This window comes from Streptosporangium nanhuense (assembly GCF_059358815.1).
The window spans coordinates 39,433-54,715 of sequence record NZ_JCADBG010000022.1 but is presented as its reverse complement, the minus strand read 5'-3'; the positions used below and the strand labels follow the sequence as shown (position 1 = coordinate 54,715).

Genomic DNA, 15,283 nt, shown 5'->3' with positions numbered 1-15,283 from the left:
CCCCGGACAGCGGACAGCGGCTCGGGCGAGACCCGCCCACACCGCCGTCCGCACCGCCGCCCGTGCGGGCCCTGGCCCGGTCAGGGACATCGGCCGGATTCCCGGTCAGGGACACGGAACCGGCCGGGCCGCGCGCCCGTACGGGCTTCGGCCCGGGAGGCTCCGGTCAGATCTGCTGATGCATCTGCTGGGACGTGCCCACGTCGAGCAGCCTGCGCGCCTCGGCGGCGTGCGGGGCCGCGACCAGAACCTCGTAGCGGTCGGCGACGATCGCGCTCGACGAGAGGAAGTCGCGCTTGCCCCCGGTGAGCGCGTGGCCGACCAGTCCGAAGATCGCTCCGGCGATGGCACCCCAGATCAGGCCCCACAGGACCAGGATGAAGGGGAACCGTCCGGGCGTGAAGATCGCGAAGAACAGGCCGATCAGCAGTCCGAACCAGGCTCCGGTCGCCGCGCCCATCCCGGCGGCGCGAAGATAGGTCAGCCGCCCGAGCACCTGCTCGACAAGCCGGAGACCCACTCCGACGATCATCGTGTGCTCGACCGGGAACTTCTGGTCCGACAGCCGGTCCACGGCACGCTGGGCCTCGGCGTAGTTGCCGAAACCCGCCACCGTCTCGTGGCCGGTCAAACTGACGTCAGGTCGCATGGCACTTCCCTCCAACGGGCACCCGCGAGGTGAATCCGTACCCGATCCACCCTGACCCCGTGGGGGCGTCCCCACATCCCCAGACCTGACAGTCATCGCCGTTCCGTCAGGGTCAGTCGGGGACCAGGCCGTGCCGGAAGGCGTAGGTCACCGCCTGGGCCCGGTCACGCAGTCCCGCCTTGGCGAAGAGGTTGTTGATGTGCGTCTTGACCGTCGCCTCGGAGATGAACAGCTCCCCGGCGATCTCCGCGTTCGAGCGGCCCGCCGCTATCAGCCGCAGCACCTCGCTCTCGCGGCGGGTCAGCCCGTCCGGCGGTTCGGGCGAGCGGCGGCCCCCGGCCACCGCCTCGGCCAGCCGCCGCTGGACTGCGGGGTCGAACTGGGCCTCGCCCCCGACCACGGTGGCGATGGCCGAGGCCAGGGACTCGGCGTCGGCGTCCTTGGTCAGGTAGCCCCGCGCGCCCGCGCCCAGCGCCGCGAAGACCGACTCGTCGTCGGAGTACGTCGTCAGGACCACCACGTGGATCTCCGGGTGGGCCGCCCTGATCCTGCGGGTCGCCTCCACCCCGTCCATGCGGGGCATCCGCAGGTCCATCAGGACCACGTCGGGCCGCAGCGAGCCGGTGAGCTCGACCGCCTCCCGCCCGTCGGCCGCGGCCCCCACGACCTCGAGGCCGGGCAGCAGTCCCAGCAGCAGCACCAGCCCCTCGCGCACCACCGTCTGGTCGTCGGCCACCAGCACCCGCACGGTCACACCGGCCCTCCTCATCTCGCGAAGTCTCGCGAAGTCTCGCGAAGTCCCGCGAGGGACCGCGAAATCCTTCGTGGTCCCTCGAAATCCCGCAGGTCCCGCGCGGTCCCCCGCGATCCCGCGAAATCCCACGCGGTCCCTCGAAACCCCTCGCAGTCTCCCAAAGTCCCTCGCAGTCCCGCGAAGTACCGCGAAAACCTTCGCGGTCCCGCGAAGTCCCGCGCGGTCTCCCGAAGCCCCTCGGACCCGCCGCCGGGCCGCGGCACCGCTCCCGCCCCCGCGGCGGAACGGCGCCGCGGGCGGCTCACGCCGGTACCCGCAGCAGGACCTCGAAACCCTCCTCGCCCGGCCGGGCGGCCAGCGAACCGCCGATCAGCTCGGCCCGCTCGCGCATCCCCACCAGCCCGTACCCCCCTTCCCGCGACTCCCGCGGGCCCGGCGGGCCGCCCGTGTCGCGCACCTCCAGCTCGCACCACGCGCCGGCGCGGCGCAGCGCCACCGACACCGCGGCGCCCGGCGCGTGCTTGCGCGCGTTCGTCAGCGCCTCCTGCGCGGTCCTGGCCACCGCCAGCCTGGCCCCCGCCTCCAGCGAACCGAGGTCCCCGGCGACCGAGACCGCGCAGGGCGAGCCGGTCACCGACCGGAACTCCACCGCCAGCAGCTCCAGCCGCTCGGCCAGCGGAAGCTCCTGCCCGCGCAGCGCGTCGAGCGCCCGGCGGGTCTCCTCCAGCCCGGCGCGCGCCAGCCGCACGGCGCGGTTGACCCGGTCGAGGGCCGCCGCCGGGTCCTCGCCCTGCTCCAGCAGCAGCCGCGCCCCCTCCAGGTGGACGATCTGCGCCGACTGCGAGTGCGCCAGGATGTCGTGGACCTCCCTGGCCAGCCGCGCCCGCTCGGCCAGCACGGCCTCTCCCGCCCGCGCCTCGGCGAGCGCCGCGGCGTGCTCCCTGGTCGTCCTCACGTGCCGTACCAGGAAGATGAGGACCGCGACGTAGGTGAGGCCGAGGAGGTTGCCCCACACCTCCCAGCCCCGCAGCCCGACCAGGAAGGACAGGGCCGTCGTTCCGGCGAGGTCGGCCGTGACCAGGAGCACGGCGGGCCAGAAGCGGGTCCTGAACGGCGCGGCGAAGATGACGACGTACAGGAACCCCATGCCGCTGTAGTGACTGACCGCGTGCAGGGTGAACCCGCCGGCCAGGGTGGCCGCGAGCAGCCAGGCGTTGCGCCGCTCGTCCCCGCCCAGCAGCGCCCACGCGCAGCAGCCCAGGGCCGCCGCGCCGAGGGGAAGCAGCCAGAGCACGCCGGGCCAGCCCATCTCGACCACGGCGAACAGCGGGCCGAAGGCCAGGTACGCCGCCAGCACGACGGCGAGGAACCAGCGCACCGGGGGGCTACGGAGGAACGTCACGGCCACAAGGTATCGACCCTCCCCGCGGCGGACCATGGGCCCCGGGGTGGAGATCGTCTCCACCCCCGGCCACCGCCGCCTCCCCCCGGGTGGACCTCTCGGGATCCACCCCCGGGACCGTGCCTTCCCACCCGCCCGGGGGCCATCGTCGAGGCATGTCAGCAATCAGCGTCACCCACCTCGGCAAGTCGTTCGGCGGGGTACGAGCCGTCGACGACCTGTCGTTCACGGTGGAACGGGGAACACTCACGGCCTTCATCGGCCCCAACGGGGCGGGCAAGACCACCACCCTGCGCATGATCCTCGGCCTGGTCACGCCCACCGAGGGCACCGCGACCATCGGCGGCGGCCCCTACCGCGACCTGGAGCGCCCGGTCTCCACGGTCGGCGCGGTACTGGAGGCCACGGCCTTCCACCCGGGCCTGAGCGCCCGCACGCACCTGGAGGCGCTCCGCCTGGCCGCCGGGCTGGGTCCCGGGCGCGTGGAGCACGTGCTGGAACAGGTCGACCTCACCGCCGCCGCCGGCCGCAAGGTGGGCGGCTTCTCCCTGGGCATGCGCCAGCGGCTCGCCCTGGCCTCCGCCCTGCTGGGGGACCCGGAGATCCTCATCCTCGACGAGCCCGCCAACGGCCTGGACCCGGAGGGCATGCGCTGGCTGCGGGGCTTCCTGCGGGCCTACACCCACCAGGGGCGCACGGTCCTGGTCTCCACGCACGTACTCGCCGAGATCCAGCAGATCGCCGACCAGGTGATCGTCGTACGGGCGGGGCGCCTCGCCTGGCAGGGACCGCTCAGCCCGGAGACCGACCTGGAGGAGCTCTACATGGAGGTGACCGCATGACCGGCCTGATCCGCGCCGAGCTGCTCAAGGCGCGCTCGAACCGCATCACCTGGATCCTGGCCGCCCTCGCGCCCCCGCTGTGCGTGGCCTGGGCGGGGCTGATGGTCTTCCTGATGGGCCAGGGCGGCGGCATGCCGCTCGACGCGCGGATCGAGAACGTCTACAGCATGACCCAGCAGGCCTACGTCTTCACCCTGGTACTCGGCGTGCTCGGCATGGCCGGGGAGAACCGCCACCAGACGATCACCTGGCAGTTCCTGGTCAGCCCCCGGCGGGACCGGGTGGTGAGGGCCAAGCTGGCCGCGTACGGGATCGTCGGCCTGCTGATCGCCGTGGTCTCGGCGCTGGTCACGCTGGTGGCGGGGCTGGTCATGCTCGGCCTGGCCGGCCACCCCGCCTGGACCCCCCGGGTGCCCGCGGTCCTGCTCGGCTCGGCGCTCGCGGTCGTCCTGTACGGCCTGCTCGGGGTGGGCCTGGGGGCCCTGATCCGCAACCAGGTCGCCGCGGTGGCGGTGGCACTGGCCTGGTTCATGTACGCCGACTACCTGCTCGTCAGTTTCCTGCCCGACCTCGGCAGGTGGCTGCCGACCGGGGCGGCCCGCGCTCTGGGCGGCATGCCCCTGGGCGGTGAGCTGCTGCCCGTCTGGGCCGGCGGGCTGCTGTTCGCGGGCTACGTCGCGGTGGCCGTGCTCGCCGCCCGCGCGCTGACGCTCCGCCGCGACGTCACGTGACCTCGCCGTACGGTGTCACGGACCACGGCACGCACGGTGTCACGAACCACGGCACGGAGAACCGCACGGCCGTACCGGATGCTCCCGGGGGGCACGCGCCACGGCCCGCCCCCGGGAGCACGCGTGTCACGCCATGGCGCCGCGGACGGCGTCGTGGGCCGCGTCGCGCATCATGGCGTGCAGCACCGCGTTGGACTCCCGGTCGGTGCGCACCTCGACCATGCGCAGCCCGTCGCCGCGCAGCGCCTTGACCAGCTGGCCCGGCTCGTCCACGAAGGTGTACGGCGTGCCGGTGGCGGCGGCCACGTAGCCCAGGTCCACCCCGTGCGAGGTGCCGAAGACCCGCTCGAAGGGGTCGCGCAGCGCGGCCTGGGGAAGCAGCGAGAAGATCCCGCCGCCGTCGTTGTTCACCACGACCAGGCAGAGGTCGGGGCGCGGCTCGCGGGAGCCGAGGAGCAGCCCGTTCTGGTCGTGCAGGAAGGTCAGGTCGCCCATCAGGGCGTAGGCGGGGCCGTTGTGGGCGAGGGCGGCGCCCATCGCCGACGACACCACCCCGTCGATCCCCGCCGCCCCCCGGTTGGCCATGATCCGCAGGCCCCTCCGGGGGCGCATGGCCTGGTCGAGGTCGCGGATCGGCATGGAGGAGCCGGAGAACAGCAGCGACCCGTTGGGCAGCGCCTCCACCAGGTCGCGGGCCAGGCGCGGCTCGCTGAGCCCGGCCCCGTCCAGCACCTCGTCGATCGCGGCCCTGGCCGCCGTGTCGGCGCGGCGCCAGGAGTGCAGCCACGCGTCGTCGCCCGCGGCGACCGGGATCTCCACCACCTGGGCCACCTGGGTGGCCGAGCGGGTCGGGTCGGGCCAGCGGGTCAGGTCGGAGGCGACCACGATGTGCTCGCCCGCGTGCCTCAGCCATTTGAGCAGCGGCTTGGACAGGCCGGGACGGCCCAGGGTGACCACGACGTCGGGGCGGTGCCGGTCGGCGAACTCCGGGGTGCCGAGGAGGAAGTGGTAGGCCGACATCGCGTGGTCGCCGTAGCGGGCGCCGCCGTTGGGCTCCGACAGGACCGGCCACCCGGCCATGCCCGCCGCCGCGACGTACCTGCGCGTGTTGGTCGCGCCCTCGCCGACGACCAGCACGCCCCGCCTGGTCGGCGGCAGGTGCAGCGCCACCGGCGGGGAGGCCACCCGGGCGCGGACCCACGGGCCTCCGTCGTCACCGTCGAGGGACTCGCACCAGGACGGGTCGTCGTCGGGGATGAGCGGCTCGCGGAAGGCCAGGTTGAGGTGCACGGGGCCCGGGTCGTAGGGGCCCATCGCGCGCTGGTAGGCGCGGCAGGCCGTCGACCGCCAGTAGGCGACCTGGCCGGGGCGGTTCTCGGGCACGCCGACCTCGCTGAACCAGCGGACGGACGTGCCGTACAGCTTGACCTGGTCGACCGTCTGGCTGGCGCCGGTGTCGCGCAGCTCGGGCGGGCGGTCGGCGGTGAGCACCAGCAGCGGCACCCCCGACTCGTGCGCCTCGATGACGGCCGGGTGGAAGTTGGCCGCCGCGGTGCCCGAGGTGCAGATCAGCACGACCGGCCGCTCGCTGCGGCGGGCCAGGCCCACCGCCAGGTAGGAGGCCGAGCGCTCGTCCACCCGCACGTGCAGCCGGATGCGGCTGTCGGCGTGCACGGCCAGGGCGAGCGGCGCCGAGCGCGAACCGGGCGCGAGCACCACGTCCGTGAGACCGCAGCGGGCGAGCTCGTCGACCAGCACCGTCGCGAGCGCGGTCGCGGGATTCACCGCACCGCCTCCTTCATCTCCGCACCCGGGGGTGAGTCCGTCTTGAGGCGCGCGAAAGCCACCTCGCCTACGCGGGACCGCGCGCCTCGGGACCGATCCGTCCGGATCCCCGCTGCCCCCGGGAGCGGCGGGGGAACCCGCTCCCGCCGCTCACGACCGCGCTGAAACCTGTCTCCGGCCGCCCTTGATGACGGCGACCTGTTTCCAGCGTCCTCGGCCGCCCCTAGGGACGGCGCGGGAACCTGCCGAAGTCGGGGGTGCGCTTCTCCTTGAAGGCGTTGCGGCCCTCCTGCGCCTCCTCGCTCATGTAGTAGAGCAGGGTGGCGTCACCGGCGAACTGCTGCATCCCCGCGGCGCCGTCGGTCACCGCGTTCAGCGCGCCCTTGAGCATGCGCAGGGCCAGCGGCGACTTGTCCAGCATCTCCCTGGCCCACCTGACCGTCTCGGCCTCGAGCTCGGCGAGCGGCACGACCGCGTTGACCAGGCCCCAGTCGAGGGCCTTCTGCGCGTCGTACTGGCGGCAGAGGTACCAGATCTCGCGGGCCCGCTTGAGGCCGACGGTCTCGGCCAGCAGCCAGGAGCCGTAGCCGCCGTCGAAGGAGCCGACCTTGGGGCCGGTCTGGCCGAAGATCGCGTTGTCGGCGGCGATGGACAGGTCGCAGCACACGTGCAGCACGTGGCCGCCGCCGATGGCGTAACCGGCGATCATCGCGATGACCGGCTTGGGACAGCGGCGGATCTGGACCTGCAGGTCGAGCACGTTGAGGCGGCCGACGTGCGGGGTGGACTTGTCGACGTAGCCGTCGTCGCCGCGGATCTTCTGGTCGCCCCCGGAGCAGAAGGCCCGGTCGCCCGCGCCGGTGAAGATGATCACACCGACCTCGGCGTCCTCCTGGGCGGCGTTGAAGGCGTCCTTGAGCTCGAAGAGCGTCGTCGGGCGGAACGCGTTGTGCCGCTCGGGGCGGTTGATCGTGATCTTGGCGATGCCCTCGCCGGTCTCGTAGATGATGTCCTCGTACTGCCCGGACCTCTTCCAGTCGACCGCGCCGTCGCTCTCGGAGGCCGTCTCCGACACCACCTGCTCGTTCACGCCCGGCTCGACCCGCTCCGTGCCCACGATGACTTCACCCTTCCCCTTTGCCGGGACCAGCCCGGCCGTTGTCCGGCATTCGGCACTAACCTTACGACTGTGATGACCATTCCTGTGCAGGAGGAGTGGCTTTCCGTGCAACGGGAATTGCACGCCGTGGTTTCGGCGCCGGGCCCGGAGCTGTTCCGGGCCGTCGGCGCGGCACTGGACGGCCGCGGTCCAGCCGTGCTGCCCCTCTCCCCCGCCCTGCCCGCCCCCGCGCTGCGGGCGACGCTCGACGCGCTGCGCCCGACCCACGTCGACGGGGTCCGCCGCGAGGGCGGCGTCGGCGTGCCCCCCGAGGTCGCGGTGGTCATCGCCACCAGCGGCTCGACCGGCGTCCCCAAGGGCGCGCAGCTGTCCGCCGAGGCCCTGCTCGCCTCGGCGTCGGCCTCGCTGCGGCGCCTGGACGCGGGGCCGGGCGAGCGCTGGCTGTGCTGCCTGCCACCCTCTCACGTGTCCGGCCTGCAGGTCCTGGTGAGGTCGCTGCTGGGCGGCACCGAGCCGATCGTGCACGACGGGTTCTCCCCCGAGGCCGTGCTCTCGGCGCTCTCCGGCGGCGCCGACCACGTCTCGCTGGTGCCGACCCAGCTGCGCCGGCTGCTCCAGGCGGGCGGGACGGGCATATCGGCGTTCAGGACGATCCTGCTCGGCGGCGCCGCCGCTCCCCCCGGCCTGCTCGCCGCGGCCCGCGAGGCCGGGGCCAGGGTGGTCACCACGTACGGCATGAGCGAGACCTGCGGCGGGTGCGTCTACGACGGCGAGCCCCTCGACGGGGTGGAGGTCGGCGTCGGCGGCGACGGCCGGATCCGCCTGGGCGGGCCCGTGCTGTTCTCCGGCTACCGGCTGCGCCCCGACCTCACCGAGGCCGCCCGCGACGGCGACCGGTTCCTCACCTCGGACCTGGGCGTCCTGGAGGGCGGGCGGCTGCGCGTGCTGGGGCGGGCCGACGACGTCATCAACACCGGGGGCGAGAAGGTCGTCGCCGCGGCGGTGGCCGCCGTGCTGGCCGAGCATCCCGCGATCGTCGACGCCACCGTGGTCGGCCGTCCCGACCCCGAGTGGGGCGAGCGGGTGGTGGCCGTCGTCGTCTCGCCCGACCCGCCGTCCCTCGCCGAGTTGCGCGCCTTCGCCAAGGAACGGCTGCCCGCCTACGCGGCCCCTGCCGAGCTGGTAGTTATGACCGAAATACCGCTTCTGGCCAATGGCAAACCAGATCTTGAAACTCTCCGTTATGGTCGTGATCGGGAACCGTGAAGGTGCCCTGACACGTCCAACAGGTAGCCGAAGCAGGAAGGACAAGCCCGATGAACGTCACCCGGAAGACATGGGTCTCGGCTGGAATCGTGAGCCTGGTCCTCGCCGGCGGCATCTCCGTCACGGCGGCCGCCGCCTCGGGCGGGATCGGCAGGGCGGGGAAACCGTCGGCCGAGCCGGTGCCGGTCGCCCCGAACGAGCCGGGCCCGCCCTCGTACGAGCCGTCCCCGACCACGCCCACCCCTCCCGCGGAGGACTTCGTCGTCTCCAAGGAGGTCAACCCCGACCCCGAGAAGGTCATCGGCTACTGGAACGAGAACCGCCTGGAGAAGGCCGAGCCCTTCCCGCTGCCCATGGTCGACGGCCCCCTGGTCGAAGGCTCCTTGGGCCCGGCGGGAGAGAGTCCCGTGGAAGTGATCGAGTAGGCCCTCTCGGGCGCCCGGACGCGGGTGGATCGCCGGGAAGGCGGTCCGCCCTTCATATTTTCCGGGCCGGGTCGGGAACAGAAAGTTCTTGACTGGGGTTATTGGTACTGGTGCGCCGAGCGGCCCCCAGACCGCGCCACCCCAAGACCAGCAAACCGTAAATTCAGAAGACTCCGTGATGGAGGAGGTGTCCTCATGCCCCCAACCGCCGTGGCGACCTCATCTGAGGCCCCGACGACCCTCGACCAGCTCCTTGACCGAGGGCGAGTCCAGGGCCACCTTTCCCTCGCGGAGCTGCGCCACGCCTTCGCCGAGGCGGGCATCAGCCCCACCGAGGGCAGGTCGATCCTGCGGGAGCTCACCGAGGCGGGCGTCAGCCTGGCGGCCGAGAACGAGCCCGCGCTGTCCGCGTCCGGCGCCAAGAGCACCCGCAAGACCCCCGTCCGCAAGGCCAAGGCCGCGCCCGCGAGGAAGGGCACGGCCAAGACCGAGGCCGCCGACGACGTCCAGGGCGCCGCAGCCACGACCAAGACCGAGCCCGCGGGCGGTCTCAAGACCGCCAGGGCCGCGAAGAAGACCACGACCGCCAAGGACACCAAGGACACAAAGGACGCAGCGGCGGAGCTCGACGACGAGTGGAACCCGCCGGAGGAGGCCGAGGTCGCCGAGGTGGAGGCCGAGCCGACCCTCGACCTCGACGACCAGTCCTCGGTCATGGGCGACTCGGTGCACACCTACCTGAAGTCGATCGGCCGTCGCACCCTGCTCACCGCCGCGCAGGAGGTCGAGCTGGCCAAGCGCATCGAGGCCGGCCTGTACGCCGAGTCCAAGCTGGAGGCCGAGCCGGGCCTGTCCGCGGTCGCGCGCGACGACCTGGAGTGGATCGCCGAGGACGGCCGCCGGGCCAAGGACCACATGCTGGAGGCCAACCTCCGCCTGGTCGTCTCCGTGGCGAAGAAGTACACCGACCGGGGCATGGCCCTGCTCGACGTGGTCCAGGAGGGCAACCTGGGCCTGATCCGCGCGGTGGAGAAGTTCGACTACACCAAGGGCTACAAGTTCTCCACCTACGCCATGTGGTGGATCCGCCAGGCCATCCAGCGCGGCTTCGCCGACTCGGCCCGCACCATCAGGCTGCCGGTGCACGTGCTGGAGATGCTCTCCAAGCTGTCGCGCGTCGAGCGCGACATGCACCAGCGTCTGGGCCGCGAGCCCACGCCGGAGGAGCTGGGCGTCGAGCTGGACAAGACCCCCGACCAGATCGAGGAGCTGCTGCGCACCAGCCGCCAGCCGATCAGCCTCAACGCCACCATCGGCGAGGACGGCGAGACCACCATCGGCGACCTCATCGAGGACGTCGACTCGCCCGAGGCGTCGGAGGTCGTCGACCGCCAGCTGCTGGGCGAGCAGCTGCGCGGCGTGCTCGGCAACCTCTCTCCCAGGGAGGCCAAGATCATGGCCCTGCGCTTCGGCCTCGTCGACGGCAAGCCCCACACCCTCGACGAGATCGGCAAGTATCTCGGCCTGACGCGCGAGCGCATCCGCCAGCTGGAGAAGGAGTCGCTCTCCAAGCTGCGCCACCCCAGCAACACCCGCCCGCTGCTCGACTGGGCCAGCTGACCCCGTCCGGCGGTTCCCGAAGTCCCGATATCTCCGAAGGGCGCCACCGCGAGACCTCACGGTCCGCGGTGGCGCCCTTCGCCGTGTTCCGGCCCCGGCGGGGAGTGCCCCCCGATGGGACCGGCAGGAGCGCGGAGCGCCCCTCCCCGAGGGGCCGGTACGGGTACCGGGGCGACGGTTTCCGTACCGGCCCTCGAAGGCTTGAAAGGCCTTGAAAGTCTGGAAGGCCTGAAGGCCTGAAGGCCCTGAAAGTCTGGAAGGCCTGAAGATCTGGAAGGCCCTGGAGGTCTTGAAGGAGGTCAGGCGCCCATCTCGGCGACGAGGCTCCTGGGGCGCATGTCGGTCCAGGAGCCCTCGACGTAGGCCAGGCAGCCCGCGCGGGAGTCCTCACCGTGGGCGATCTCCCAACCCGGGGGGACGTCGGCGAACGCGGGCCACAGCGAGTGCTGGCCCTCGGCGTTCACCAGCACCACGAAGGACGCGCTCTCGTCGTCGAAGGGGTTGGTCATCGGATACCTCCAGCGTGGGTGTGCCGGGCGGCGGACCCGGCTGCGTGGATTCGCCCGGCGCCGGTCCCGGCACCGGCGCCCGGGGGTCGGCGACCGCCGTTCCCCCCGCCCGGATGTGATGGGTCGTCCGGGCACGGGAAAAAGGCAGACGAAAATGGCATAACTGTGTGTACCTCAGCGAAGTGCCTGGTCACGACGTTGAACGAGTGGCCCGAGAGACCACTGGGGCGGAGTGTCTTATTAGGGAAGCCTAACCTAAGATCCACCCCATTGACGACAATGTCAAGATGCCCAATCATCAGGGGCCAGACCACCTTTTGACTCTTACCCGCCACGCTCTCGACAACCAGGGTAAGTGAGGCAAGGCTAACCTAAGTAAATCAGTGAGGTGAGTGTGATCGATCGGCAGGACCATCCCGGGCTCTCCGGGACGGTGGCCCTCGTCACGGGCGCCGCCGGGGGCATCGGAGCCGCCGTCGCGGCGACCCTCGCCCGGGCCGGGGCGGTCGTGGCCGGGGCCGACGTACGGGACGGCCCCTGGGACGACCGCGGGGAGCCGGTGACGCGCCATCGCGCCGACGTCACCGACCCCGGACAGGTGGACGCGGTCGTCGCGAGGGTCGAGGACGAGCTGGGACCGATCGGGGTCCTGGTCAACGTCGCGGGCGTGCTGCGCACCGGCGCGGTGACCGAGATCGGCGCCGACGACTGGGCCCAGGTGTTCGCGGTGAACACCGGCGGGGTCTTCCACGCCGTCCGGGCCGTCGCCCGCCGCATGATCCCCCGCGGCGGCGGGACGATCGTGACCGTGGCCTCCAACGCCGCGGGCGTGCCGCGCGTCGGCATGGCGGCGTACGCGGCGTCCAAGGCCGCCGCGGTCATGTTCACCCGGTGTGCCGGGCTGGAACTCGCCCGCCACGGCATCCGCTGCAACGTGGTCTCGCCCGGATCGACCGACACCGCCATGCAGGCGGGGTTCGACCCTCGCGCGGTCATCGACGGAGACCCCTCCTCCTACCGCGTGGGCATTCCGCTGGGCCGGCTGGCCGACCCCGAGGACGTCGCCGAAGCCGTTCTCTTCCTGGCCTCGGACCGTGCCCGGCACATCACCATGCAAGACCTGTACGTGGACGGCGGTGCCACGCTCAGGGCCTGAGCTCCCCGAAAGGTCAGCCTTGACAATCGCATACGAGGCGGTCAGCGCCACCGAGCTTCTCGACGAGTACCGGCCGGGCTCCTCATCGATCTTCTCCTCTCCCCGGCACACCCTCCTGGCCGGGGGCGTCGCCGACGTGGTGGCGCCCGCCTGGACCATGCGGGAGCTGGCCGAACGCGTACGAGAACACCGCGATTTGGTCCTCGGCGCGATCCCGTTCGACGACCCCGCCTCGGCCCGGCTGATCACCCCGGTGCGGGCCCGCTGGGCCGATCCCTTCGTCTCCGGCGAACCCCCTCCCCGGCAGGGCGCGCGGCCGTGGCGGATCACCCCGGTCCCCACCCCCTCCGAGCACCTGGAGAGCGTACGGAGGGTGCTGGAACTGCTCGCCACGGGCGCGGTGGAGAAGGTGGTGCTCGCCAGGTCGCTGGAGCTGACGAGCCCGGAACCGGCCGACATCGCCACGATGGTCCGGCGCCTGGCGGTCCGCGACCCGCACGGCCACGTCTTCGCCGTCGACCTGCCCGGCGGGCGGACCCTGGTGGGCGCCAGCCCCGAGCTGCTGGTCTCCAGGGACGGGCCCGCCGTCGTCGCCAACCCGCTGGCCGGCTCCGCCGCGCGCAGCGCCGACCGCGCCGAGGACCGCCGCCGAGCGGCGGCGCTGCTCTGCTCGGCCAAGGAGCAGCACGAGCACGCGGTCGTGGTCGAGGCCGTGGCCGCCGCGCTCGCCCCGCACTGCCGGGCGCTGAGCGTCCCGGCCGAGCCGTCGCTGATCTGCACCTCCACCATGTGGCACCTGTCCAGCAGGATCACCGGGAGGCTCGCCGACCCGCGCACCACCTCGCTGGACCTGGCGGTCGCCCTGCACCCCACCCCCGCGGTCTGCGGGACGCCCACCGTCGCCGCGCGCGCCGCGATCGCCGGCATCGAACCCTTCGACCGGGGTTTCTACACCGGCATGGTCGGCTGGTGCGACGCCTCGGGGGACGGCGAGTGGGCGGTGGCGATCCGCTGCGCCGAGGTGACCGGTGGCGGCATCCGGCTGTTCGCCGGTGGCGGGATCGTCACGGGCTCGGTCCCCGAGGAGGAGCTGGCCGAGACCTCGGCGAAGTTCCGCACCCTCCTGCAGGCCCTCGGACTGGCCCCGGACCTCGACGTGGACCTGGGCGCGGGCTCGGACGCCGTTCCCGGCCTGGACACCGTTCCCGGCCTGGACGCCGTCGCGGTCGTCGGCGAGCAGCCTCGGAGAGGAGACACGTGACGGGCGTCCCCCGGGCCGGGCGTCCGGCCCGGGGGACGCCCGTTCCGGAGTGCCCCTCGGCGCTCCGGAGCCCCCTCCCACGGGCGGGGCGCCCCGCCGGACCACCGCGATCGGGATCGGGACCGCCGAGGCCACCGACCCCGGTGACCCCCGGCACGTCGAGACACCAGAGAAAACAGAAAGAGAGGCAGCCGTGGCCTTACCCGTGATCACCCCCTATCCGATGCCCCGCGAGGACGAGATGCCCGCCAACCGCGTCTCCTGGACCCCGGACGCCCGCCGCGCGGTACTCCTCGTCCACGACATGCAGAACCACTTCGTGAACGCGTTCGCACCGGGAACCTCGCCGATCGTGGAGCTGGTCTCGGCGATCGCCGAGCTCCGCGAGACGGCCTGGGAGGCCGGCGTCCCGGTCGTGTACTCGGCCCAGCCCGGCGGGCAGACCTCGGCCCAGCGCGGCCTGCTGGAGGACTTCTGGGGGGCCGGTGTCGGTGCCGAACCGAGCGCCCAGGAGATCATCGCCCCGCTCGCCCCCGGCCCGGACGACATCCGGCTGACCAAGTGGCGCTACAGCGCCTTCCACCGCACCCCGCTGCGCGACCTGCTCGCCGACCACGGGCGCGACCAGCTCATCGTCACCGGCATCTACGCCCACATCGGATGCCTGATGACGGCCTGCGACGCCTTCATGGGCGACGTGGAGGTGTTCTTCGTGGCCGACGGGGTGGCCGACTTCTCCGCCGAGCACCACCGGATGGCCCAGACCTACGCGGCGGAGCGGTGCGCGGCCGTCCTGCCGGCCGTCCGCGTACGGCGGATGCTCTCCGCCTCCGCCGCGCACGCCACCCGCTGAGCCGTACCGGCCTACCCGGAGGCCGGACGGCGCGGGCGGGGGCCCCGCGCACGGGTGGACGACCCCTCGCGCGAGTCCGAGACGGCTCCGAGCGCGAGACGCGGACACGAGGTGTCCGAGACGAGACGCGGGCACGAGGTGCGGGCACACCGCACGGCCCCTCCCGAACTTCCGAACCCCTGGACGGCGAAACCGCCCGTCACGGGAACGTGTGACGGGCGGCGAGAGGCCGTTCGGATCAGGTCAGCGGGCGGTGGCCGCCGGGCGGATCGGGACCAAGCCCGCGCCCGGGCGCCCGCGGGGGAAACCCCCGGCGCGGACCGGGACGAGGACCTGGACCGCGGGTCAGCGGGCGGTGGCGGTGACCGGGCGCGGGACCCTGGGGATGCCGGTCAGCCGGTTCTGCTCGCGAAGGGTGCGCAGGCGGTTGACCTCGGTGGTCCACTCGGCGCCCCTGGGGGTGGCCCTGCCCTTGCGGCGGCGGATCCGGTCGTCGTAGGACCTGATCCCGAACGTCGCGCGCTGGTTGGCCTCGGCGGCGCGCAGGGCCTCGGTGAGCGCCCTGTCGAAGGCCAGCCCGGCGGCCCGCAGCTCCTGCACGGGGGCCGCGGCGGCCTGCGCCCGGCGCACCTCGGCCTCGGCCTGGCGCGCCTTCTCCAGGAGCTCGGGGAAGCTCTTCCCGACCTCCTGGTCAGCGTGGTGACGAACCTCCGCCTCCCGGCTCACGCGCGGTCGGAAAAACGCCATCTTCTTCCCTCTCTCGCCGTCGCCGGATCTCCTCCGGCAGATCACCGCTCGTAGCCTACGCGGTCCGCCCCCGCCCCACACACTCAGGGAAGGGACCGGACCTCCACGGACCTCCGCAGATCTCCGCGGACCTCTTCGCAGCGGCCCGGCGCGCCGTCCTTTA

The 15,283-nt window shown here is 72.9% G+C and carries 15 protein-coding genes; 8 read left to right on the top strand and 7 right to left on the bottom strand.

From position 1 onward, the window contains the following. Positions 1-166: 166 nt before the first annotated feature. The 3 genes from AC5L38_RS33755 to AC5L38_RS33745 form a co-directional block, all read right to left on the bottom strand. Complete coding sequence (locus AC5L38_RS33755) at positions 167-649, bottom strand: YflT domain-containing protein (RefSeq protein WP_495246849.1); 483 nt, start codon at positions 647-649, stop codon at positions 167-169. Between the two features lie 112 nt (positions 650-761). Beyond that, on the bottom strand, positions 762-1,403 hold the full coding sequence (locus tag AC5L38_RS33750) for a response regulator (protein WP_495246848.1): 642 nt from the start codon (positions 1,401-1,403) through the stop codon (positions 762-764). Positions 1,404-1,704: 301 nt separating this feature from the next. Next, positions 1,705-2,805 carry a sensor histidine kinase gene (locus AC5L38_RS33745; RefSeq protein ID WP_495246847.1) on the bottom strand — a complete coding sequence of 367 codons (1,101 nt, stop codon included), beginning with the start codon at positions 2,803-2,805 and terminating at the stop codon, positions 1,705-1,707. Positions 2,806-2,960: 155 nt separating this feature from the next. Between AC5L38_RS33745 and AC5L38_RS33740 the strand changes: the two genes are divergently transcribed. Next, a complete protein-coding gene (locus tag AC5L38_RS33740; RefSeq protein WP_495246846.1) occupies positions 2,961-3,647 on the top strand; it encodes an ABC transporter ATP-binding protein in 687 nt (228 codons plus the stop codon). Next, positions 3,644-4,378 (top strand): ABC transporter permease, encoded by a 735-nt coding sequence (locus AC5L38_RS33735; protein WP_495246845.1) that lies wholly within the window; start codon positions 3,644-3,646, stop codon positions 4,376-4,378. Before AC5L38_RS33740 ends, AC5L38_RS33735 begins: the two co-directional genes overlap by 4 nt. Before the next feature lie 126 nt (positions 4,379-4,504). Here AC5L38_RS33735 and menD read toward each other — a convergent pair whose 3' ends face one another. Both menD and menB read right to left on the bottom strand, forming a co-directional pair. Continuing rightward, entirely contained in the window at positions 4,505-6,163 is a 1,659-nt protein-coding gene (gene menD / locus AC5L38_RS33730) for a 2-succinyl-5-enolpyruvyl-6-hydroxy-3-cyclohexene-1-carboxylic-acid synthase (RefSeq protein ID WP_495246844.1), read from the bottom strand. 223 nt (positions 6,164-6,386) lie between these two features. Continuing rightward, a complete protein-coding gene (gene menB, locus AC5L38_RS33725) occupies positions 6,387-7,238 on the bottom strand; it encodes a 1,4-dihydroxy-2-naphthoyl-CoA synthase (RefSeq protein ID WP_495246952.1) in 852 nt (283 codons plus the stop codon). A 117-nt stretch (positions 7,239-7,355) separates the two neighbouring features. Between menB and AC5L38_RS33720 the strand changes: the two genes are divergently transcribed. The 3 genes from AC5L38_RS33720 to AC5L38_RS33710 all read left to right on the top strand — a co-directional run bounded on the left by AC5L38_RS33720 (position 7,356) and on the right by AC5L38_RS33710 (position 10,594). Then, positions 7,356-8,549: an AMP-binding protein gene (locus AC5L38_RS33720; RefSeq protein ID WP_495246843.1), complete on the top strand. Its 1,194-nt coding sequence runs from the start codon at positions 7,356-7,358 to the stop codon at positions 8,547-8,549. Between the two features lie 50 nt (positions 8,550-8,599). Next, a complete protein-coding gene (locus AC5L38_RS33715; RefSeq protein WP_495246842.1) occupies positions 8,600-8,974 on the top strand; it encodes a hypothetical protein in 375 nt (124 codons plus the stop codon). A gap of 195 nt (positions 8,975-9,169) precedes the next feature. Next, positions 9,170-10,594, top strand: a complete 1,425-nt coding sequence (locus tag AC5L38_RS33710) for an RNA polymerase sigma factor (RefSeq protein WP_495246841.1) — start codon at positions 9,170-9,172, stop codon at positions 10,592-10,594. Positions 10,595-10,893: 299 nt separating this feature from the next. Here AC5L38_RS33710 and AC5L38_RS33705 read toward each other — a convergent pair whose 3' ends face one another. Continuing rightward, entirely contained in the window at positions 10,894-11,103 is a 210-nt protein-coding gene (locus AC5L38_RS33705) for an MbtH family protein (protein WP_495246840.1), read from the bottom strand. A gap of 388 nt (positions 11,104-11,491) precedes the next feature. On the opposite strand from AC5L38_RS33705, the gene AC5L38_RS33700 reads away from it, so the two are divergent. The 3 genes from AC5L38_RS33700 (at position 11,492) to AC5L38_RS33690 (ending at position 14,373) form a co-directional block, all read left to right on the top strand. Next, a complete protein-coding gene (locus tag AC5L38_RS33700) occupies positions 11,492-12,259 on the top strand; it encodes a 2,3-dihydro-2,3-dihydroxybenzoate dehydrogenase (protein ID WP_495246839.1) in 768 nt (255 codons plus the stop codon). Positions 12,260-12,278: 19 nt separating this feature from the next. Further along, on the top strand, positions 12,279-13,520 hold the full coding sequence (locus tag AC5L38_RS33695; protein ID WP_495246838.1) for an isochorismate synthase: 1,242 nt from the start codon (positions 12,279-12,281) through the stop codon (positions 13,518-13,520). A 193-nt stretch (positions 13,521-13,713) separates the two neighbouring features. Further along, complete coding sequence (locus tag AC5L38_RS33690) at positions 13,714-14,373, top strand: isochorismatase family protein (protein WP_495246837.1); 660 nt, start codon at positions 13,714-13,716, stop codon at positions 14,371-14,373. Positions 14,374-14,718: 345 nt separating this feature from the next. Here AC5L38_RS33690 and AC5L38_RS33685 read toward each other — a convergent pair whose 3' ends face one another. Next, a complete protein-coding gene (locus AC5L38_RS33685; RefSeq protein ID WP_495246836.1) occupies positions 14,719-15,120 on the bottom strand; it encodes a hypothetical protein in 402 nt (133 codons plus the stop codon). Between the last annotated feature and the right edge of the window lie 163 nt (positions 15,121-15,283).